General features: G+C 35.9%; 18 protein-coding genes. 11 read left to right on the top strand and 7 right to left on the bottom strand.

All coding sequences use genetic code 11. The annotated features are described in order from the left end of the window. Positions 1-2: 2 nt before the first annotated feature. Complete coding sequence (locus V4B18_RS07525; protein WP_455475804.1) at positions 3-887, bottom strand: methyltransferase domain-containing protein; 885 nt, start codon at positions 885-887, stop codon at positions 3-5. A 607-nt stretch (positions 888-1,494) separates the two neighbouring features. Here V4B18_RS07525 and V4B18_RS07520 point away from each other — a divergent pair. Together V4B18_RS07520 and grxC are read left to right on the top strand one after the other, a co-directional pair. Next, positions 1,495-2,262 (top strand): ComF family protein, encoded by a 768-nt coding sequence (locus V4B18_RS07520; protein WP_455475803.1) that lies wholly within the window; start codon positions 1,495-1,497, stop codon positions 2,260-2,262. Positions 2,263-2,309: 47 nt separating this feature from the next. Further along, positions 2,310-2,570, top strand: coding sequence for a glutaredoxin 3 (grxC, locus tag V4B18_RS07515; RefSeq protein WP_455475802.1), 261 nt, complete (start codon positions 2,310-2,312; stop codon positions 2,568-2,570). Positions 2,571-2,590: 20 nt separating this feature from the next. Here the strand turns inward: grxC and ubiG are convergent, their stop codons facing one another. Further along, positions 2,591-3,334, bottom strand: a complete 744-nt coding sequence (ubiG, locus tag V4B18_RS07510) for a bifunctional 2-polyprenyl-6-hydroxyphenol methylase/3-demethylubiquinol 3-O-methyltransferase UbiG (RefSeq protein WP_455475801.1) — start codon at positions 3,332-3,334, stop codon at positions 2,591-2,593. 195 nt (positions 3,335-3,529) lie between these two features. Between ubiG and V4B18_RS07505 the strand changes: the two genes are divergently transcribed. Then, positions 3,530-4,786: an aspartate kinase gene (locus V4B18_RS07505; protein WP_455475800.1), complete on the top strand. Its 1,257-nt coding sequence runs from the start codon at positions 3,530-3,532 to the stop codon at positions 4,784-4,786. An 815-nt stretch (positions 4,787-5,601) separates the two neighbouring features. On the opposite strand, the gene nhaA is transcribed toward V4B18_RS07505, so the two are convergent. Further along, entirely contained in the window at positions 5,602-6,963 is a 1,362-nt protein-coding gene (gene nhaA / locus V4B18_RS07500) for a Na+/H+ antiporter NhaA (RefSeq protein ID WP_455475799.1), read from the bottom strand. Between the two features lie 131 nt (positions 6,964-7,094). Then, positions 7,095-8,786, bottom strand: coding sequence for a hypothetical protein (locus V4B18_RS07495; RefSeq protein ID WP_455476562.1), 1,692 nt, complete (start codon positions 8,784-8,786; stop codon positions 7,095-7,097). Positions 8,787-9,167: 381 nt separating this feature from the next. Between V4B18_RS07495 and V4B18_RS07490 the strand changes: the two genes are divergently transcribed. The 8 genes from V4B18_RS07490 to V4B18_RS07455 all read left to right on the top strand — a co-directional run bounded on the left by V4B18_RS07490 (position 9,168) and on the right by V4B18_RS07455 (position 17,043). Continuing rightward, positions 9,168-10,940: an SLC13 family permease gene (locus tag V4B18_RS07490; protein WP_455476561.1), complete on the top strand. Its 1,773-nt coding sequence runs from the start codon at positions 9,168-9,170 to the stop codon at positions 10,938-10,940. A 615-nt stretch (positions 10,941-11,555) separates the two neighbouring features. Beyond that, complete coding sequence (locus V4B18_RS07485; protein WP_455475798.1) at positions 11,556-12,227, top strand: DUF2659 family protein; 672 nt, start codon at positions 11,556-11,558, stop codon at positions 12,225-12,227. A gap of 4 nt (positions 12,228-12,231) precedes the next feature. Beyond that, the gene (gene der, locus V4B18_RS07480) at positions 12,232-13,659 is read left to right on the top strand and encodes a ribosome biogenesis GTPase Der (protein ID WP_455475797.1); all 1,428 of its coding nucleotides are present in this window, start codon (positions 12,232-12,234) and stop codon (positions 13,657-13,659) included. Between the two features lie 696 nt (positions 13,660-14,355). Continuing rightward, positions 14,356-14,781, top strand: coding sequence for an AtpZ/AtpI family protein (locus V4B18_RS07475; protein ID WP_455475796.1), 426 nt, complete (start codon positions 14,356-14,358; stop codon positions 14,779-14,781). Between the two features lie 7 nt (positions 14,782-14,788). Next, positions 14,789-15,547 (top strand): F0F1 ATP synthase subunit A, encoded by a 759-nt coding sequence (locus V4B18_RS07470; RefSeq protein WP_455475795.1) that lies wholly within the window; start codon positions 14,789-14,791, stop codon positions 15,545-15,547. A gap of 54 nt (positions 15,548-15,601) precedes the next feature. After that, positions 15,602-15,832, top strand: a complete 231-nt coding sequence (locus V4B18_RS07465) for a F0F1 ATP synthase subunit C (protein WP_004855165.1) — start codon at positions 15,602-15,604, stop codon at positions 15,830-15,832. Between the two features lie 135 nt (positions 15,833-15,967). After that, a complete protein-coding gene (locus tag V4B18_RS07460; RefSeq protein WP_455475794.1) occupies positions 15,968-16,534 on the top strand; it encodes a F0F1 ATP synthase subunit B in 567 nt (188 codons plus the stop codon). A gap of 11 nt (positions 16,535-16,545) precedes the next feature. Further along, positions 16,546-17,043, top strand: coding sequence for a F0F1 ATP synthase subunit B (locus V4B18_RS07455; RefSeq protein ID WP_455475793.1), 498 nt, complete (start codon positions 16,546-16,548; stop codon positions 17,041-17,043). Positions 17,044-17,296: 253 nt separating this feature from the next. On the opposite strand, the gene glyS is transcribed toward V4B18_RS07455, so the two are convergent. From glyS to V4B18_RS07440, 3 genes are all read right to left on the bottom strand, one after another. Further along, the gene (gene glyS / locus V4B18_RS07450) at positions 17,297-19,519 is read right to left on the bottom strand and encodes a glycine--tRNA ligase subunit beta (protein WP_455475792.1); all 2,223 of its coding nucleotides are present in this window, start codon (positions 19,517-19,519) and stop codon (positions 17,297-17,299) included. Next, positions 19,519-20,463 (bottom strand): glycine--tRNA ligase subunit alpha, encoded by a 945-nt coding sequence (locus V4B18_RS07445; protein ID WP_455475791.1) that lies wholly within the window; start codon positions 20,461-20,463, stop codon positions 19,519-19,521. The genes glyS and V4B18_RS07445 overlap by 1 nt, the downstream gene beginning before the upstream one ends. 100 nt (positions 20,464-20,563) lie before the next feature. After that, the gene (locus V4B18_RS07440; protein WP_455475790.1) at positions 20,564-22,264 is read right to left on the bottom strand and encodes a tetratricopeptide repeat protein; all 1,701 of its coding nucleotides are present in this window, start codon (positions 22,262-22,264) and stop codon (positions 20,564-20,566) included. Positions 22,265-22,319: the final 55 nt, after the last annotated feature.

Below are 22,319 nucleotides of genomic sequence, written 5' to 3'. Positions count from 1 at the left end.
AATTACGGTTTTTGTGATTGTTTTTCTAAAATATTTGCGAGAGATACTTGAGCTGATCCTGGTTGCATAGGCTTTTGTTGGTTTTGGTGAGGAGCCCAACCAGAAAGCCAGATAAAAGAAAAATGTGCGCGAATGCGTCCATCAGGGTCACTAAATTGTTTTGTATAGATTTCAGCAGCGCGAAGGAAAAAGCGCTTTGATACAGGACGTCGTGAGCGGTTGATTAGTGCATTTTGCATTCCCATAGCTTTCAGGTCATACATAAGATCGAACATTGTGTTATAGCGTACAGTGACATTTTCAATATCTACTACAGGTAAAGCAAAACCAGCGCGCTGTAAAAGAGCTCCTGCATCACGAATATCTGCAAAAGGATAAATTCTAGGACTTGCTCCGCCATAGATTTCGATCTCAGCTTGTAGTAAACATTCACGCAGTTCAATGAGTGTACCAGCTCCAGCCATAACAGCGAGAAATAAACCGTCTGGTGCAAGAATATTTTTTATCTGGCTAAGAACACCAGGGGTATCATTTGTCAATTGTAATGAAAGAAGCGAAACGATGAGGTCACAGTAATGTTGAGGGAAATTAAGAATTTCTCTATGGCGTAAATGAAATTTTGTATCATGACTTTGATAGAGCGGGTCAGTTTCAACTCGTTCTATGGAACGGACTTTACCAGATTTTATTAAAGCTTTCGTAGCAAGCTCTGTGTGACTGTGTAAGTCTAGACACAATGTAAAGAGACGATTAATGGTACTTAAACGTTTATAAAGATCCTCTGCCATGTGGGATAGTAAAAAGTCATGCCCTTTTTTTGCTATTTGAAAGGCACGCTTGCGGTATTGCTCAATACGAGCATGATCGAAAATTAAAGAATGCGACACTTCGTTGAGTACCTTCCATCTATATAATATAGTAATATTGGAAAAAGGTTCATCTTTATGCAAGCTATGTCAAGTTTATGATACGAAAGAAAACATATTTTATGTTATGTATCAGTAACACAAGAAATTATTCACTAAAAAACATATAATTTTTATGGAATTAATTAATTTACGAAAATTTTTTTATGGTAGAAACATATTTAATTTTATAGCTTACAAAGCTGGTTAATGGCAGTAATATCTCTCATTATTTATTATTTTGCGTTATGTTGTATTGAGAAGATAATACGAGGAATGTTGCAGAAATGATAAGCTGAGTATCAATCTCGTAGAGTAAAACAAAATCTAATATTTTAAAACCATACAGGAACTATTTTCAAAGATTTACAAGTGGACATAGATATCTTTTAACGAAGCACATTATACGTACGACATTATAAGCAGCCATATCGTTTTACTCAATTTGTTAATAAGTTTTTAGCTGGTAGACTTTTTTCAATAAACTTTTAAAGGGATACAATTTTATAAATTTGAAAATGTAAAAACAATTTTCTTGCTTAGAAATGTTATAAAAGCTTAAATTGATGATGTTACATTTTAAAAAAAAATGGCTTTAAGTGATGGGGATATATTGGGTAAGTTTATTGAACGCTTGATAACAATTTTATATCCACCAGTTTGTCTTGGATGTAAAAAAATAGTTTCTGCTTACGGTACGGTTTGTTCTGAATGTTGGAAAGACCTTCAATTTATTACAAAGCCTTATTGTCCTGTTATGGGGATTCCTTTTATTTGCGACATGGGAGATGGTTTTCTCAGTGGTGAAGCCATTCAAAGTTCTCCTCCTTTTTCGCGTGCTCGCTCTGCTATTGTTCATAAAGGAGTAGCAAAAATTTTTGTAACGAGGCTAAAATATGGTGATCATGTAGAGTTGGCACCTTTTATGGCTAATTGGATGCTGTTTGCTGGACGTGAGATTATTGATGATTGTGATGTCATTATTCCCATTCCATTGCATTTTCGTCGTTTTTGGGAACGGCGTTATAATCAGTCTGCTGAACTTGCTCGTTATATTGCAACAACACAGAAGAAAATTTTCAAGCCTAGCTGGCTTGTGCGTCGTAGATATACACGTCCACAGGTTAGTTTATCTGCTAAGGAGAGAAAATTGAATATGTTGAATGCCTTTGAGGTTCCTTGTAAAGTTAAAAAATATCTAGAGGGATGTTCTATTTTGTTGATTGATGATGTTTTCACAACAGGTGCGACAGTTACAGCAGCGGCTGTAACATTAAAACGTGCTGGTGCGCGGCAGGTTGATGTTCTAACATTTTCGCGTGCTTTAGAAGAGGTTTTTGTTTTGCCTAACTCTTGAGGGATATTTAAAATCGACTACATTAAAATTATTGGAGGATAACAATTATGAAAGAAATTATACTTTATACGCGCCCTAACTGTCCTTATTGTGCAAAAGCGCGTGATTTGCTTGATAAAAAAGGCGTAAAATATACAGATATTGACGCATCAACGTCTCTTCGTCAAGAAATGGTAACACGAGCTAATGGGCGTAATACATTTCCACAAATTTTTATAGGTGATTATCACGTAGGAGGTTGTGATGATCTTTATGCCTTAGAAACAAAAGATGAGCTTAATTCTTTATTAAAGGACATACAAAGCTAATAAATACGATTACTCTTAACTTAAGGTCGTTTTGCAAGAAGCAAATAATTGACATCCATGTCCTTTGAACGATTCCAACTGTCATTGAGTGGATTGTAGGTAATGCCTATTTCATCAATGACAATGAGGGTGTTTTTTGATAGGAAATTTTTAAGTTCATGAGGCTTTATGAATTTTTTATAATCATGAGTTCCTTTAGGAAGCCAACGTAAGATGTATTCAGCACCTATAATGGCTAATCCCCATGCTTTCCATGTACGGTTAAGTGTTGAGACAAACATCAATCCTTGTGGTTTAAGCAGTGTTGCTGTAGCTGCTATGAAAAGATTAACATCAGCAACATGTTCCACAACTTCCATATTAAGGATCACATCAAATTGTTCTCCTTCATTGGCTAATGCCTCTGCAGTAGTGGTACGATAATCAATAGAAAGACCATTTTGAACTGCATGGATTTTTGCAACTTCAATATTCGTTTGTGCAGCATCCGCTCCAACGACTGTGGCGCCGAGGCGTGCCATTGGTTCACACAATAAACCACCTCCACATCCAATGTCGAGAATTTTTAAATTTTCGAAGGGTGTAAAAGAAGCAGGATCGCGATGAAATGCAAGACAGATTTTTTCTTTAATATAGGCAAGGCGCGTTGGATTAAATTGATGAAGTGGTCGAAATTTTCCTTGTGGATTCCACCATTCAGCAGCAATACGTGAAAAGCGATCAATTTCATTCTGATCAATTGTGGTATGCGTTTCATTTATCATGTCACTCTCCTTTTATTTTTTAATAATTAAGTCAAGTGGATTTTATTCAAAGTCAAGAAAAATTAACATAAACATACTAAGCTTGCACAAATGATAGATATTCTGTATGTCAAAAACTGGTTTATTGGTACGTTAATAAAGCCTTATTCTCATTATGATTTGAGATAGGAAACGTTAAAGGTAAGAGTGTTATTAATGCCGCGTATTGTCATGAAATTTGGCGGGACATCTGTAGCAAATATTGAACGTATTCATAATGTTGCACGGCATGTCAAAAGAGAGGTAGATGCAGGCAATGAGGTTGCGGTTGTTGTATCAGCAATGGCTGGTAAAACCAATGAGCTTGTCCAGTGGGCGCGCGATGCTTCACCAGCGCATATAGATGCTTATGAATATGATATAATTGTTGCTTCTGGTGAGCAGGTAACAGCAGGTTTATTGGCTCTTACCCTCAAAGGAATGGGAGTGAGCGCTCGTTCATGGCTTGGTTGGCAAATTCCGATTCGTACTGATAGTGCACACAGTATTGCACGTATTACAAATATTGACGGATCTCTTTTAACACAGTGTTTTCAGGAAGGTCAAGTAGCTGTTATTGCTGGTTTTCAAGGGCTAGCTCCAGATAATCGTGTTTCTACTTTGGGACGTGGTGGGTCAGATACAAGTGCTGTTGCAATAGCAGCAACTATACGGGCTGATCGTTGTGATATTTATACAGATGTAGATGGTGTCTATACAACCGATCCACGTATAGAACCTAAGGCACGCCGTTTAGCAAAAGTGGCTTTTGAAGAAATGCTTGAAATGGCTTCTCTAGGGGCAAAAGTTTTACAGGTTCGTTCTGTTGAATTGGCTATGGTTCATAAAGTTCGTACTTTTGTGCGTTCAAGTTTTGAAGATCCAGATGCTGTAGATATGGACGATCCAATAAATTCTCCTGGAACACTTATTTGCGATGAGGATGAAATTGTGGAACAACAGAATGTTACTGGTATTGCTTTTGCTAAGGATGAAGCTCAAATTTCGTTACGTCGACTTGCAGATCGCCCTGGGATATCTGCAGCAATTTTTGGTCCTTTAGCTGAAGAGCGCATTAATGTTGATATGATTGTACAAAACACTTCTGAAGATGGTTCAACAACTGATATGACTTTTACTGTTCCATCAGTAGATGTAGATCGGGCTGTTGCACTTCTTAAAAAAAATCGCAAAGAAATAGGGTTTGACGTTATTCAATTTGAAAGTGATCTTGCGAAAGTGTCTGTAATTGGTATTGGGATGCGCAGCCATGCAGGTGTTGCGGCTACAGCATTTAAAGCTTTGGCTGAAAAAGGTATTAATATTCAAGCAATCACAACTTCAGAGATTAAGATTTCTATTTTAATTGATAGCGCTTACACTGAACTTGCGGTAAGAACATTGCATGCTGTTTATGGGCTGGATAAAGGATAAGCGTTTATTGTTCTAAAGAATTTACAAATCATGTGAGATACTCATTATGCAGAGGAGTAAAGAGTTCTCCATACAGTAGAAATAGGTCGTCTTGTAAGAGAAGAAAAATGCGTTACGATAGCTCAGGAATGCGTATGTTACAAAGAGATATTTTTGTAAATGCAGATTCTATCGTTATGGATCAAGCAGATTTGATTTCATTGGGTTATTTATGCGATTGCGTATAAAATAAAGTTGATAAGATTTATTTCGTTGAAATTTCATATTCTAAATAAGCTTTTGTAGTTTGACATTAGGTTTTTTACTAAATGGGTAAACTAAGCATTTAAAGTAGGAGGTTATAGGGTAATCTATTGAAAAATAATCTTAATTTAGAATATGCGCAGCTTTTTATATATCAATTTTATGAAGAAGGCAGGTTTCAAATATTTTTGTTATGGAAAGTATAATTTGATACTTATAGTCAAATTAAATTGAGATACTTAAAATTGCTATTATAATAATTTTAATAAATGATATTTGTGGATGATTTGTTATATATTTTTCATTGGTGCTAGTCAGGATCTGAATGATGCAACTAGATTAAAACAATTACTTTATACAAATTTCATGTTATCGTGGCTCAGCTTTTTTTAAGCCCATTAATTGAATTGAGTAGACTTTTAAAATGGTAGTGAGTTTCTCTGTTTATACGCAGAATAAGTAAAGAAAATATATCTAAATATTTTTCTTATTCATCTATATGATTAAGCACAATAAATTAAGCGGAATTTCTGTTGAAAAAGCTAACATAAAAAAGTGTATTGTCACTTAATTTATTGAGAATTAAAAATTTTTTTTTGGCTACGTCTGATATAAATGATCCCATATCCAAGACCAATAAGAGCAGATAAGCCAGATCCGCATAGTACTCCAATTTTTGCAGAGTCAAGCAAGACAATGTTTTTAAAAGCAAGCATCGAAACGAAGATAGACATTGTAAAACCAATTCCTGCTAAAAATCCAATCAATAATATGCCTGTCCACGTTGTATTAGGAGGTAAACGACATAATCCTGATTTTACTGCTAGATAGCTAGCCGTGATAATACCAAGAGGTTTTCCGACAAACAGACCAATAACAACGCCAAGCACAATCAAGAATGATTTGTCAACAGAAAGATTAAAGTTTGCAAAACTAACACCCGCATTCGCAAAGGCGAAGATTGGCATTATACAATAAGCAACCCATGGATGTAATATTTTTTGAACACGTATTATTGGTGCAATCATATCTCGCTGTCCTTTGCGCATTTTTTTCAATGCAGTTGAGATATGATGAAAATCTGTTTTTATATTTTTTTCTTGAAGAACTTGCATTGCATTGCTCAGTATTGTGAGTGGAGCGATAAAAGTACGGGTGGGAAAAACTGGAGTCAGCATGCCCAAAATTACACCAGTTAGCGATGGATGAGCACCTGTTATCATCAAACCCCACCAGATGATTGCACCTGGTAAAACATAAAGCCATGCTGATGCAAATCCGATCCATTGAAAAAATAACACCAAAACAATACCTGCTGCAGTGATAGTTAAGCCACTAGGATCAAGATTAGTTGAATAAAAGAAAGCAATGATAAGAACAGCAATGATGTCATCGATAATTGCTAGGGATAAAAGAATGATATGGAGATTAGAAGGAATTTTTTTTCCAAGGAGAGCGAGAATACCAAGAGCAAAAGCAATATCTGTAGCTGTAGGTACTGCCCAACCATAAGCATGTCCACCATTTAGATTGAAACTGAGGTAAATAATTGCAGGAAGACAAACTCCACCTATTGCTGCTACAATTGGCAAAACTGCTTGTCTAAAATCAGCAAGAGCACCTTCGTGAATTTCACGTCGAATTTCCATTCCTGCTACGAGAAAAAAAACCGTCATGAGAACATCATTAACCCAGAAATGTAGATCCCATGAGAGGGCAAAATGACCAAAATTAAAACCAAGAGATGTATGCCAAAAAGTTTCATAAAGGGACGAATATTGAGAATTAGCTAAAATGAGCGCGGCAGCCGCTGCCAGTAAAAGAATAATACCACTGAGGGCTTCAATATGAAGAAAACGTTCAATGGCAGAAAGAGCCTGATTTGTGACACGAGAAGCACGATTTGGCAAACGCTTTGAAGATAAATCAGACATAAATAACTCCAGATATCGATAATTTTGCTAATATATACCTCTTGTGCAAACTGCTATGTAGGCACTCTACGGGTATAATATAAAAGAAAAAAATAGAAATAAAGCCTTTAATTTACAGGTAAATCGTTGTTTTAAGGAAAAGGTTTATTTGTGACGGTTAGATTTACTTTGCTCAAAGCTGCAGACAAATCGTTTTGTAAAGCAGCTTCGAAATCAGTAATTGTAAGACCCTTGTTATCTTTTGCTGTTATTTTAATGATTAGTGTTTGTGGATTTTTAGCAAATTTACCAAAAGACTGTGAAACATTTTCCGCTTTTTTATGATTTTTTAGCAATATTTTAGGACTTTGCGTCATTATTAGATAGAAATCGTCATAAAGTTCCTTTTTGAGATCATATTTATTATCATTAAATTTTTGAGCAAGATAAGAAAAAAGTTGGTCAATAAAGCCAGCATCCGTATAGCGTATGTCAATTTCGGTTATGCCAAAATTTTGAAAAGCGGCAATCATTGCATCTTTTTTGCCAGAGAAAAGTTTTTTATCAATGTCAATAATTTTAGCAGATATTTCTCCAGACCCAATATTCTTTATGTTGAAAGACATTGTATTAAGAAGGATCGCACGCTTTTTTTCATCGTAAGAAATATCAAGTTTTCCTGAAAAATTAAGATGTTCAAAATACACGTTTTTCAAGAAGTCTAAGTCTTTTTTTTCTATTTTTTTAGGTAAAATTGAAAGATTGTTAAGAGAGAGCCAAAGTTTTTGGGGTATAGGCTGTTCCCACTGGCTTGGTTTAAATTGGAATGAATCGAGCGCTGCTTTTAGCTGTGGCACATCAATAGCGAATTTATCAATTTGGGTATCAATTGAGGTAATGGCGAGTAGAGTGTCTATGAAAGCGACATTTAGCGCTGTTTTTTGAGCTGTTTTATTATTTTCTTTTTTTGCACTAAGATACGCTTTAATCAATTTTTCAGGCGTTTGTTCAAGTGGTTTCATTTTTAAACCAGATGTTTTAAATTTGCCGAGAGAGAAAGAGACATTTTTTTCTGTTCCCTCAAAAATGTCTACCATTATGTCATCCAAAGAAACAGAACCAGTGATGCTTTTTCCTTGATTAGTGATGTTGTTTTTTCCAGAAATGACAGAATAAGCGTAGTTGATGTCAATATCATGCGCTTTTACCGCATTACTTTTAGCGATAAGGTGTACCGGCTTAGCACTATTTTCTGTTGTTACTCCAAGGTTTATCTTTTTAATGCCAACAGAACTGATATGACCATTTTTAAGATTGTAAAGCCGAAAATCTTTTATTTCAACTTTTTCAGCTGGTTTATTTTCATTTTTTATCAAAAGCAGTATATCTGGTGCAGCAATTGATGAGAGTTTAATACGCATAATTGACTGTAAAAGGTGAGATGTAATAGTGGTATCTTTTTCTTTTAAGGATACTCCATTAATAGAGATTTTTGGAATTTTTACATGAATATTGTTATGAGTGAAATAGACATCATAAAGTGTGAAAGTGCCAGGAATAAAGAAAATAGGAGGACGAGCTGAAAGTGCACCAATTCTAAGTGTCATATTGTTGGGGATGGGTACAATTACATTCTTTAAGTTAACCTTGCCTATAATGCTAACTTCAGATTTTATTGCTTGTATGGAGCGGCGGGCTAATTCTTTTTTTACAAGACTATTAAGATGGGGTTTTGCCATATAAAAACCGCCAACAGCCATGATTGCCAAAATAGCAAAAAATCCAATAATACATATTAACCAGTATTTTAGATTCGCCCTATATTCGCTATTAAAGTTGACCATCATTTTTTCTTTCGTTTTTAGTGCTATACGTAAAAATTTAAAAAAATTTCCTTAAAGCTATGACAAAGGCTTAAACAGAGTGGATATGTACTGGTTTCAACAGTTATTTTATTTATGCTCATTCTGCATGTAGAGTAATTTTTTCCTTTTTTTCAATATACTTTTATCAACTGTCATCAATTTTCTTAAGTTTTAGCATTTTGTAAAAACATTACCATAACAGATAAACAAGTATATGTTAACTACGGTTTTGGCTATAATGTTAAATCATTTTTGAAACATATTCATATCTGCTTTTGTCTTGTCGCCTTTTATAAGAGTAGTTAAAAACAAAAGACATGTTGTTGTTTATTGTAATTTAATGGGGAGAGGATGAGTATTATGACAGAAGATCAAATAATGGCTTTTTTGATCATTGGTCTCATGATGGTTGTTTTTATTTGGGATCGATTTCGTTACGATATTGTTGCTGTTTGTACATTATTGATTGCTTGTATTGTTGGTCTTGTCAGCCCAAAGGAAGCGTTTAGCGGTTTTAGTAATGATATTGTTATAATTGTGGGCAGTGTATTTGTTGTCAGTACTGCTGTATCGCGTTCTGGTATAATGGAATTCATTATTCAACGGATATGGCCAGATGTCAAATCGGTACATCTCCAATTAGCTTTTTTGGTCATTTCTGTGGTATTGTTGTCAATGTTTGTTAAAAACATTGGTGCTTTGGCTATCATGCTACCAATTGCTTTTCAATTTGCTCGTCGTTCTCAGATTTCACCCTCTGTCTTTTTGATGCCAATGGCATTTGGTTCTTTATTGGGTGGTCTTATGACACAGATAGGGACTTCTCCCAATATCGTTATCTCAGCGATGCAAGAACGCTTAGAGGGAACTCCTTTTACTATGTTTGATTTTACGCCAGTTGGTGCAGTGGTTGCTACTGCCGGTGTATTATATCTGATCTTTTTTTCTTGGCGGTTGCCGGTGCGTGTGCGTTCAGGCGCATCATTTGATGATGCTATTGATATCCGTAATTATGTTGCGGAAGTGCGTATTCCAGCTAATTCGCCGATTATAGGGAAAACTATTGTTGATCTCGTTAAGCCGTCAAGTGGTGAGGTTATGGTGATCCAGATCATCAGAAACAAAGTATCTATTTCACCACTGCCAGATTTTGTTTTTTCTGAAAGTGATATCGTTTTGCTGGAAGGATCGCATACGGGACTGGATAGTGTGATTAGTTCTGCTCGTTTATCATTTTCTTCTGGTAGAACTATTCCTACAGGCGATAAAGACAGCGATATTGATATCATTGAAGCGGTCATCACACATAATTCTCCTCTTATTGGCATTAGTGCAAAAGAGTTTTCGTTGTTTGATCGCTATGGTATAAATTTGCTTGCAATAAGTCGCCAATATGAAAGAGTTCGAAGAAGGCTTGGCGATATTGATTTCCACCTTGGAGATGTGATTGTTTTACAGGGACAGGATACGGTTATTCCAAATTTGTTGCGAGAGCTAAAGTGCTTGCCCTTAGCAAAACGCAATATTATGTTTGGGAATTTACGACATGGTCTTATATCTTTAGCTATTCTATTTGTGGCAATTATTTTTACGGCTTTTCAGATTGTTCCGGTTGCATTTTCTTTCTTTTCTGCAGCGGCTGCGATGGTTATTTTTCGTGTTTTGCCAGCGCGTGATCTGTATCAAGCATTAGATGGACAAATATTAGTATTATTAGCTGCTCTTATTCCAGTAAGTGAAGCGTTAGAGAAAACAGGGAGTACAGATCTTATAGGTTATTGGCTTAGTCAATTAGCGGTATTTTTACCACCATCTGGCGCGTTAGCACTTATGTTGATTACAGCAATGTTAGTGACGCCATTTTTGAATAACGCAGCAACAGTAATGATGGTCGCACCAATTGCATCAAGTTTTGCTCATTCTCTTCATTATAAACCTGAAGCTTTTTTAATGGCTGTTGCAATTGGTGCTGGTTGTGAATTTCTTACACCTATCGGACACCAATGTAACATGTTGGTGATGGCGCCAGGGGGATACCGTTTTAGTGATTATCCGCGTTTGGGTGCTCCATTAGCGGTATTAGTAGTAATCATTGCCGTTCCAATGTTGATGTGGATTTGGCCATTACAGTGAAATAGTTTAACAATCTTAAAATATAATCGCAGAAAAATTATTAATTGAATGAAATTCAATTTAAAGGATTACTTTTTATGGAAGACATTTTTTGAAAATTTGATTTCTATTAAACTTTACCATGAATATCCAACAACTCTTGTATGCTAAATAATAATCTTTGCTTATTTAGCTTCAAACGTTTTCAATTATGAGAATTTGATCATTATCTTTTGACTGAAGTTTTTTATAAATTGGCTTATTATTGCAATTCTGTAATGAAGGTTTTGAAAAGCACAATACTGCTTGTAAGGGGATAAAAGATTACACGACTCTGCACGTATATTTTTTATTAAAATTGCTAATAATATGAGTTTGTAAGCAATGCATAATAAAAATTAACGTCAAGGATAATTTTTATTTCTCGCAAATTAAATATATGTAAAAGTTACAACATAAACCAAGAAGTAGTTACATTATTTTTTATTGGTATGTTATAAGAATTTAATTAATGTAAAAGCACATTGATTTTAAGCTAGAATAGGCTGACAATTTAAAGATTTTTAGTTAATGAAGGCTACCATCTTTGTTTGTACGTAAAGTGCAGGAGTTAGTTTTTTTTCTAAGGTATGATATATGTCGTATGATAGTTTTATTGCTGAAGTAAATGCAGAGTTTCGTCAAGAAAAGGCTCGTGTCTTTTGGAAACGTTATGGTTTTTCGATTATTGTTGCAATTATTATTTTTGTACTAACAATAGCAGTTTATCAAATTTATCACTATGAACAAGTGAAGAAAGCAGGTCATATTGGTGAGATGTTTATGAAGGGGCTTGATCTTGCAGATGAAAGCCATTTTGATAAGGCTATGCAGCAATTGGAAGATATTAAGGGAACTGATTTTGGTGGATATCCTTTTCTTGCGCGTCTGCGTGAGGCTTCTTTGTTAATGGAACAGGGTGATGCTATTAAATCGGTGAAGGTCTTTGATTTAGTTGCGGCTGATGAAAAAGCGCCGCAAATTTTGCGAAAAGTCGCAAAAGTTCGAGCTGCTTATATCTTAGTCGATACAGGAACCTTGGATGATGTCAAAAAGCGCGTCGAAGATATGGCAAATGATGCTGATCCCATGCGGATGTCTGCAAGAGAGGCTTTGGGGTTATCTGCTTATAAAGCGGGCAAAATGGATGATGCAGTTTATTATTTTAGAAAAATTTTTGAAGAAGATGCTCTAAACTCAAAAATAACAGATCGGGCACGAATTATGGTTGAGCTCATTCAAGCTGAAGGTAAGGCAAATAGGGGATAAGCTGATGAGCCTTACCATTGCTATAGTTGGTCGGCCTAATGTTGGAAAGTCAACGCTATTTAACCGTTTGGTTGGGCAAAAATTGGCCTTGGTTGATGATAAGCCGGGCGTGACGCGTGATCGGCGCATTCACGCGGCTAAGCTTCAGGATTTGCATTTTGATGTGATTGATACGGCTGGGCTGGAAGAAGCAGATGATCATACACTTGAAGGTCGTATGCGCTCACATACAAAAGCTGCCATCGATGAAGCAGATCTTATTTTATTTATGTTTGATGCAAAAAGTGGGATAGTACCGAGCGATGTAAATTTTGCTTCACTGGTTCGCAAGTCAGGGAAACCAATTGTGCTTGTTGCTAATAAATCTGAATCAAAAGCCGCTGTAGGGGGAGAATATGAAGCTTGGTCATTAGGTTTGGGTAAGCCTTATCCAATATCTGCTGAACATGGTTTAGGTCTTTCGGATCTTCGTGGGGCAATTGTGGATGTTCTTAGTAAGGATGGGATTTTTGAAAATAAAAATGAAGAAGAACATTTTGTTGCTCAATTTGCATCTGTTGGTGAAGATGTGGAGAATTTTGGAGAAAAGGGGTCTACTTACGATGAAAGTAAACCCATTCGGATTGCGATTGCTGGTCGCCCAAACACAGGTAAGTCAACTCTCATCAATAGTATGTTGGGGCAAGACCGATTATTAACAGGTCCTGAAGCAGGGCTTACGCGTGATTCTATTTCAGTGGATTGGGAATGGAGCGGTCGTCATATTAAACTTTTTGATACTGCAGGTTTGCGTAGAAAGTCAAAGATTCAAGAAAAATTAGAAAAACTTTCCGTTGCAGATACTTTACGTGCTATCCGTTTTGCAGAGGTAGTGGTAATCGTTTTTGATGCAACTGCGCCTTTTGAAAAGCAGGATTTACAAATTGCTGATCTTGTGATTCGTGAGGGGCGTGTTCCCATTATTGCTTTCAATAAGTGGGATCTTGTTGAAAATCACCAAATAAAATTGGTTGATTTACATGAAAAATGTGCTCGCCTTCTTCCTCAGGTTCGTGGTTTAAGAGCTGTCCCATTATCAGGTCAATATGGTCAAGGGATTGATAAACTCATGGAAAATATCATAATGATGCATCGTGTGTGGAATCGTCGTATTTCTACGGGAAAATTAAACCAATGGATTGAAACTGTTGTGACACATCATCCACCTCCAGCAGTTTCTGGACGCCGACTTAAAATTAAATATATAACACAAATTAAAATACGCCCTCCTGGGTTTGTGATTTCTTGCTCGAGACCAAAGATGATGCCTCAATCGTATGTGCGTTATCTTTCTAATGGATTGCGTGATACGTTTGATATGTTAGGTGTTCCAGTTCGTATATCATTGCGAACATCTGAAAATCCTTTTGCAGCACGTTCTAAAGAGAAGTAGCTTCTTTATTTTTTAATAATGAAATCTACATCTTAGATCGAGTTTTAAAATCGAAAGTAACTGATCAATCAGATAAGGATGTTACCATCAGTAAAAAGGGGAGAAGTGATTTTTGTTATCAAAACATCTTTTTGCCACTTTGTCGTAAAAAGTAAGGATAATTGGTAGACAGAGATTTTGCTGTTTACGGTAGTGTATGCAAAAAAATAAAGAACGGTAAATTTTTAAGAATCAGAAGAGGAGACTAAAAGAGATTGGTCGTAATTATTCAAGTGATATGATGGTCATGCTGAAAATCTCTTTTATATTAGTTATTTGCAGAATTATATATAAAAAGGCGAATAATTTAATTAATGGTAATTTGGGTTTATGTACAATGAATAACTGTTGGTTGATAATTAACTGACTTTAGTGTTTTTTTCGTTATAGTATATTGTTAATGCTATAACATAAGGATTAGTGTAGTTTTTAAGATAAAGCAGTAATATATTATCTATTAAGTTATTATAATTATCTTAAGAGTGTGTTATGGTTAAAGTTAATGAAGTTGAAATGGACATTTTAATACGATAATTTTTATGCGATAAATTGTGAGAGATTTGTTTTGGCGACTTGACGAATAAATTCGGTAACAATATGTTGCGTATAGTTTTTTAAGGTGCGTTTTAATTTTATTTTTTGATGAAGGAGCTAATTATGGCAAAAGGTGGTGAGCCTATTATGCCACAAGGGAGCACTGGAGAAAAAAGACAGGGAGATTGTTTTCATTCAAAAAATTTAGAATATCGTAGTCGGAATTTAGATTTAGCTTTAATGCGTAAAAAGGCATTAAAGAAGCGGGGGTTTTACAATGAAGGAGGAGAGCCACGAGGAAAAATGGCGTATGCAATTGAGCTTTCTAGTGAGTTTTTTGCAAGTATTATTGTTGGCGCTGTTCTAGGATTGGGGCTTGATAAGTTAGCAGGTTCAACGCCATGGGGATTGGTATTTTTTCTTTTTCTTGGATTTGCTGCTGGTATATGGAATATTCTTCGATCTGTAGGGTATATGTCCTTCAGACAATTAAGAGGAAATGGCGCTCCGCGTCAAGATAAAGAGGCTGATAAGAGGCCAAATAAATGAGGTTGAAGTGACATCGCACGCTCCAGATCCTGTTCATCAGTTTGAAGTTACACGGTTAATTAATATTTCCGCAGGAAATGTAGATTTATCGTTTACAAATGTATCACTCTTTATAGTTGCTACCGTTTTTATAACTTCAATATTTCTTTTCATTTCGTCGTCAAGTCGTGGGTTAGTTCCAACGCGGATGCAGTCTATCTCAGAAATGGCGTATGAGTTTGTAGCATCGACTTTACGGGAATCATCTGGTGTGCAGGGAATGCAATTTTTCCCTTTAGTTTTTTCGCTATTTACTTTTATTTTAGTAGCTAATTTTATTGGTTTATTCCCATATTTTTATACGATTACTTCTCAAATTATGGTCACTTTTTCATTAGCAATGTTAGTAATTCTAACTGTGATTGGTTATGGTTTTTATAAGCATGGAGTTGTTTTTTTAAAATTGTTTGTACCCAGCGGTGTACCTGTTGTCGTTTTACCTTTGGTTACTATGATTGAAGTTATTTCTTTTTTGTCTCGCCCTATTAGTCTCTCACTTCGTCTTTTTGCTAATATGCTTGCTGGTCATATTACTCTCAAGGTATTTGCTGGTTTTATTGTCTCGATGGTCGGAGTAGGAATCATGGGTGTTAGCGGTTCGATTTTACCGCTCATTATGACTGTAGCAATTACTGCTCTTGAATTTTTGGTTGCATTTCTTCAAGCTTACGTCTTTATGGTTTTAACTTGTATGTATCTGAATGATGCAGTTCATCCGGGACATTAATAAAATTGATGTTTTTTCGTCAAATAGTATAATTTCGCTTCAAAGGAGAATAATATGGAATTAGTGCTTGCTGCAAAATATATTGGCGCTGGTCTTGCGTGCTTTGGGATGGCTGGGACGGCTTTGGGTCTTGGAAATATTTTTGGTAGCTATCTTTCTGGTGCGTTACGGAATCCATCTGCGGCAGACAGTCAGTTTGGCCGTCTCGTTTTTGGTTTTGCTGTGACGGAAGCTTTGGGTATTTTTTCATTGCTCGTTGCTTTATTGCTTCTTTTTGCGGTTTAATTATTTTAAAAAGGGTATGTCTGTTTTTTCCATGAGAAGCGGATGTGCCTTTTGTTTCTTGACGGAAAGAAGCTAATTAATTGCCTTCGGTTTTGAATAGAAGAGCTTAATAAGTTGTTTAAAGGATAAAATAGAATGTTTGTTTCTAGCGCTTATGCACATGCTTCTGAGACGCCGATAGAACGTATTGAAAATGCGGCAGAGCATGCGGAACGTGTGTTTCCACCTTTTGATTTGGCGCATTTTGGTTCGCACTTCTTTTGGTTGGCTATTTCTTTTGGGCTTTTTTATCTCTTCATTTCTCGTGTTATTGTGCCGCGCATTGGTGGTGTTATTGAAACACGACGGGATCGGATCGCATCTGATTTAGATCAAGCAATACGTATGAAGCAGGAAGCTGATATTGTGGTCGAAACGTACGAGCGGAAATTAACGGAAGCTCGTTTAAAAGCACATGTCATAGCAAAGGAAGCAGGTGAAGAGATAAAAGAAAAGGCTGAACTTGAACGAAAGGAAATTGAAGAGAGACTGGAGAAAAAACTAACAGATGCTGAAGAGCAGATAGCAAAAATTCGAGATAAAGCTATGCAAAATGTTGGTTCAATTGCTGAAGAATTAGCTTTTGAAATTGTTAAAAAATTGATTGATGTTGATGTCAGCAAAGAATCTGTTAGTTCAGCTATTAAAGCTGCAGGCCGTTAAGGATTATAGAAATGACAGATACTTTTTGGGCTTTAGTTGGGTTAATTCTTTTTTTAGTGCTTTTGGTCTATTTTAAAGTTCCAGAGATGGTTGTGCGCCATCTTGATATGCGAGCAAAGCGTATTAAGGATGAGCTTGATGAGGCTCTTCGTCTTCGTGAAGAGGCGCAAGAAATTTTAGCTGAATATCAACGCAAACATGCAGAAGCAGAAAAGGATGCGCAAGAAATTATTATTGCGGCTAAACGTGAAGTTGAAGCAGTGATCGCTGAGGCTCGTACAAAAGCAGAAGAATATGTGAGGAATCGCAATAAATTGGCAGAGCAAAAAATTGCACAAGCAGAGGCTGATGCGATACGTACAGTTTCTTCGTCTGCTATCGAATTGGCTGTTTCCGCTGCGCGTATACTTATTGCAAAGGAATTAGATTCTAATGACAAAGCTGATGAGTTTATTAAAATGTCTCTTATTAAAGAATCCATAACTCAGATGACAGCAAATCTCAATTAATGGTTTTTCATATATTATAAATAAGGTAAAATTCTTTAGAAATATAGTTTTTCCTTAAAAGTTAAAGCGCTTTATAAGGTTTCTGTCCGTTTTAATTTTATTTACTATAAGACATTGTTTAAGTTATATTTTAAAACTCTCTAAAACGCTCACGTAAAATCACTTTGTAATATTTACGAAGATATTTGATAACAAAAACATTAAAAAGTACCAAAATTTTATTGCCATCATTTTAAATTATGGAACATTTATTTTATACTGTAAGTTTTGAAAAATTTGCGACTGCTTGTGTAATAGTACGAATACGTTTAAGAAGAGCAAGGCGATTGGCTCGAATATTAAAGTTTTTATCATTTACCAATATTTTTTCAAAAAATGCATCTATAAATCTCTCAAGTGGTACTAGTGCGCTCAACGCAAGTGACAAATTTGCTGTATTAATGTAATTGTAAACCTTTTTTTCAACCTCAATGGTTGCTTGATAAAGTTCTTTTTCTTCTTTTTCAACAAAAAATTCAGGGTTAATTTCGTTCGTTATTGGTACTCCTTTTTGAAGTTCATTCTCAAGAATGTTTACAGTACGTTTTATCGCGGTTAAAAGAGTATTTCCATCATTTGTATTGATAAAGGTGATAAGCGCTTTGATGTGATGTGCAACCAATAAAAAATCATCAGCATTTTTATTTAAAACTGCTTCAATAGCATCATAACGAATACCTTCCTCTTTCAAATAAACTTTCAAACGTTCATGAAAAAAGAACAATAGGTCTGATAAAATATATTCTATTTTTTCTGAAAGAATATTCTGTGAATTCTCAGCTTCTATAAGGAATGTCCTAGGTTGAATTTTTTGTTGCAAAAAAAGATCTGCAGCCAGATGAAAGAGTGGCATAAGGTTGATTTTCCAATCACGGGAAAGTACAAGCCTAATAATTCCTAGTGCTGCTCGCCTTAATGCGTAAGGATCCTTTGAACCAGTTGGTTTTTCATTAATAAACCAAAAGCCAACAAGCATGTCAATTTTATCAGCCAGTGCGACTGTTATAGCGATAGGTTCTTGTGGAACATGGTCCTTTGGTCCTTGAGGTTTATAATGGTCTTCTATTGCTTCAGCTACGCGAGGGTCTTCTCCTTGAAGGAGTGCATATTTTCGTCCTATAAGCCCTTGCAGTTCAGGAAATTCCCCTACAACTTCTGTTTGTAAATCCGCTTTTGCGAGGATTGCAGCGCGTTTAGCTAAAAGAGGGTCTGCTTGCACTAAAGAGGCAATTTTTTGTGCTAAAGTTGCGATCCGTTCTACCCTTGCACTTTGTGTTCCCAGTTTTGCATGGAAAGTCACATTTAAATGGTCAAGCCGTGCCATTCTCTGATCAAGAGGCTTATTCAAATCAAGATTAAATTTCTTTGCAGAGGATTTTAAGTCTTTGATATCGGGTAAATCATGTTGGTCTACTTGCCAAAAATAAAGCGCATCGGAAAGACGAGCACATATAACTTTACTATTTCCTTTAGAAATTTCTTTTCCCTCATCATTTGCAAGAATATTAGAAACAAGAATAAAATGATGAGAGAGTTTAATTTTTTCACCTTGTTTACGGGTTACGAAACATTTTTGATTGGCTCTGATAGTTAAGCGAATAATTTCTGGAGGAATATCAAGGAAAGATTTGCTAAAATCACTCATAAGTACAACAGGCCATTCAACTAGCCCTGCGACTTCTTCTAAAAGAGAATCATCTTGAACTAATTCTAAGCCATTTGCAAAGCAAAGATTTTGAGCATCTGCTAAAATAATATTTTTTCGTCTTTCTGCATCAAGAATGACTTTATTAGCTTCAAGTTTGGTAATATAGTCATCAAAGCAGCGAATTTGGATAGGCTTGTTATCGCTTAAAAAGCGGTGACCATAAGTTAAATTATTGCTTCTAAGAGAATCAATTATAAACGGAATAACATGCGTTTCTCCAATTTCTGAGCCAAAAATACAGAGAATGTTTTGTAAAGGACGAATCCACTTCAATGCTCCACTTTTTGCTGAATCTTTGCCCCAACGCATGGATTTTGGCCATGGGAAATTGCGAATAATATCCGGCAAAATATCAGCAACAATTTCTTCTGTACTCCGGCTCTTTTTGATAATTTTAGCAATATAAAAATCACCTTTTTTACTATCATGCGCAATGTTTGCTTCAGAAATATCATTCAGTCCTGTTGCACGTAGGAAACCATCAATCACGTGTTGTGGTGATTTTATACTAGGTCCTTTTCGTTCTTCGTGGATATCTTTTGAGCGCAATGAAAGACCGCGCACATCTAATGTTAGCCGACGGGGTGTCCAATATTCACGGGCAGCTTTATAGGTTAAGCCTGCATCGATAAGTTTATCCGTAACACGTTTTTTAAGGTCAGCAGCAGCTTTTCGCTGCATGCGGGCAGGGATCTCTTCGCTGAAAAGCTCAAGAAGAAGATCAGACATTAGGCTTCTCCGTTAGTATGTATTTGACCAGCTTCAGTAAGTAAAAATGCTTCACCACAACGACGTGCGAGATCGCGAATACGAAGAATATAACTTTGTCGTTCGGTCACAGAAATTACGCCACGTGCTTGCAAAAGATTAAAGATATGACTAGCCTTAATGCATTGATCATAAGCTGGAAGAACGCACAAATATAAGCTATTTTCTTTGTTTGGTTTTCCCGCTTCAAGGAGTGCGATACATTCGCACTCAGCATCAATAAAATGTTGATGTAATAGTTTGGTATTAGCGAATTTGAAATTATAATACGAATATTCTTGCTCTGCTTGTAAAAAAATATCCTTATAACTGATTTTATCTTCTCCATCTAAACCATTAAAGTTAAGATCATAGACATTATCAACGCCTTGAATATACATTGCTAGACGCTCAAGTCCGTAGGTAAGTTCTCCAGAAACTGGGGCACATTCAATGCCACAGATCTGTTGAAAATAAGTGAATTGAGAAACTTCCATCCCATCGCACCAGCATTCCCATCCAAGTCCCCATGCGCCGAGTGTTGGGCTTTCCCAATCATCTTCAACAAAACGAATATCGTGAAGTTTTGTATCAAGACCGATAGCTTGTAGAGATTTTATATAAAGCTCTTGTAAATCTGGAGGTGAAGGTTTGAGAAGCACTTGGAATTGATAATAGTGCTGTAAGCGATTTGGATTTTTACCATATCGACCATCTGCAGGGCGCCTAGAAGATTGAACATAAGCAATTTTCCAAGGACGTGGTCCTAGTGAGCGCAGAGTTGTTGCTGGATGGAAAGTGCCAGCTCCAACTTCCATATCGTAAGGCTGCAAAATGGCACATCCGTAATGAGCCCAATAATTTTGCAAAGTTAAAATAAGCCCCTGAAAAGAACGTGTGGGATTGAGATATTCAGGCAGTTTCACGTTTTATACTCTTTAATATTCATTCAAAAGACAGATAACCAAAAATTTCAGCTTCCACTACTGTCTATTGTCTCCTACAGTTATGGTCAAGCATCGTTGTTTATTGCAAGCCAAATTTCAACTTTTCTTGGATTTTTTGAGAATTCTCTGGTTTTCCATCGATTGCATGATTCCATTGAAATACTGCTTCACGTTTGCGTCCAATTTTCCAATAGGCATCACCTAAATGATCATTTAATGTTGGATCTTCAGGTTGCAACTTAACAGCATTTTCCAATATTTTAACAGCTTGGTTATATTGCTTAAGTTTATAATAGGCCCACCCCAAAGAATCCAAAATATGACTATTTTGAGATTGTAATGCAGAGGCTTTTTGCAGCATACGGAGAGATTCTTCGAGTTTTTGATCACGATCAACAAGCGAATAGCCTAGATAATTAAGAACTTGTGGCTGATCAGGAAAAAATTCAAGTGCTTTTCGCAAGTCAACTTCCGCTTTTGACCATTGCTGCAAACGCTCAAAAGCGATACCCCGTTGATAAAAGAGTTTCCAATCATCTTGTTTAAAATTTGTTATTCGCGCAATAGCACGATTCATAGTTTGAGCTGCTTCAGCAAATTTATTATCCTGCATATAAACAGCGGCTAATGTTATAAAAATATGACGATCATTGGGAAATTTTTTATTTAATAACGTGAGCAATTTAATGGCTTCATCGCAATTATTGTTATGTGCAAGAATGAGTGCAAGCCATAGTTGCCCATCTTTATAGTAAGGAGAGTTAGTAGGTAAAGCTCTGTAAAGTTTAATTGCTTCATCGAGGTCATTTAGTTTTGCAGAAATATTTGCCAATTGGAACAGTATTACCTCATTTTGAGGATACAAAATTAGAGATAATTGTTGAAAAATACGTGCAATACGCCCTGAACTTTTTTGGTTAATTTCTGTTCCAAAATTATATAATACTTCGCCTGCTCCTTGTTGAGGTGTTTTGATTAACCTTTCTAAAGAAGCACCATTTTCGATTTTTTTTCGAATATTCGTGAGTATTTCTCGGTTTGGCAACATTTGTTCGCCGCGTTTAAGAGTTTGAATGGCTTGTTTGCGCATTTTATGACGCAATTGGAATGAAGCATAGGCTATGGTAATACGTTCATAGGTATTGGGAGCGATAAGAGGGCCTTGTTGGTTATTAAGTGCTTGAGTGAAATATTTTTTTGCATTCTGTATATGTCCTGCTAGATCACTCATGAGTGCAAGATGGTAATGTATAAAGAGATCATACCAAGCAGGTCCTTGAATTTTTGCAAGATTAGCGATTGCTTGAGATTTATTGCCAGATCCAAATTCTGCCCAAAAACCGATTAATTCAGGGATCGGATTATTGGGTGTGGGAGGTGCTTTTAATTCTAATTGTAGAATATTTTTAGCACTCTTGTAATTTTTTTTGATGAGATCTTCTACTGATAATGTCAAAGATACAAAGGGAATCACAATACCTTGCCTTTTCAGTTTTTTGGCTTGTTTTACAGCCTCTTTAAAGGCACCTACAGATAGCATCGCTTCAAGGAGATCTATTTGTGTTTCGACATTATCAGGTTGATAAACGAGCGCTTGTTTAAAATAACTGATTGCTAGATTTGTTTTGTTTTCATGATTTGCAACTTTTCCAGCTAGGTAGGCACCTGTAAATGAACCTGCATTGATAGTGGTATCAGTTTTGCTATAGGTGGAGGATGGCATCAGCATGATACCCGCGATAAAGGGAATAAAAAAGCGGGATACTATTGCATTGCGCATAGAATTAATCCTTCTTAAGATAATCAATTGACCACACAGTTTATAAATTATATCT

Source organism: Bartonella sp. B17, from assembly GCF_053795755.1.
This window is presented reverse-complemented; position numbering and strand designations above follow the sequence as displayed.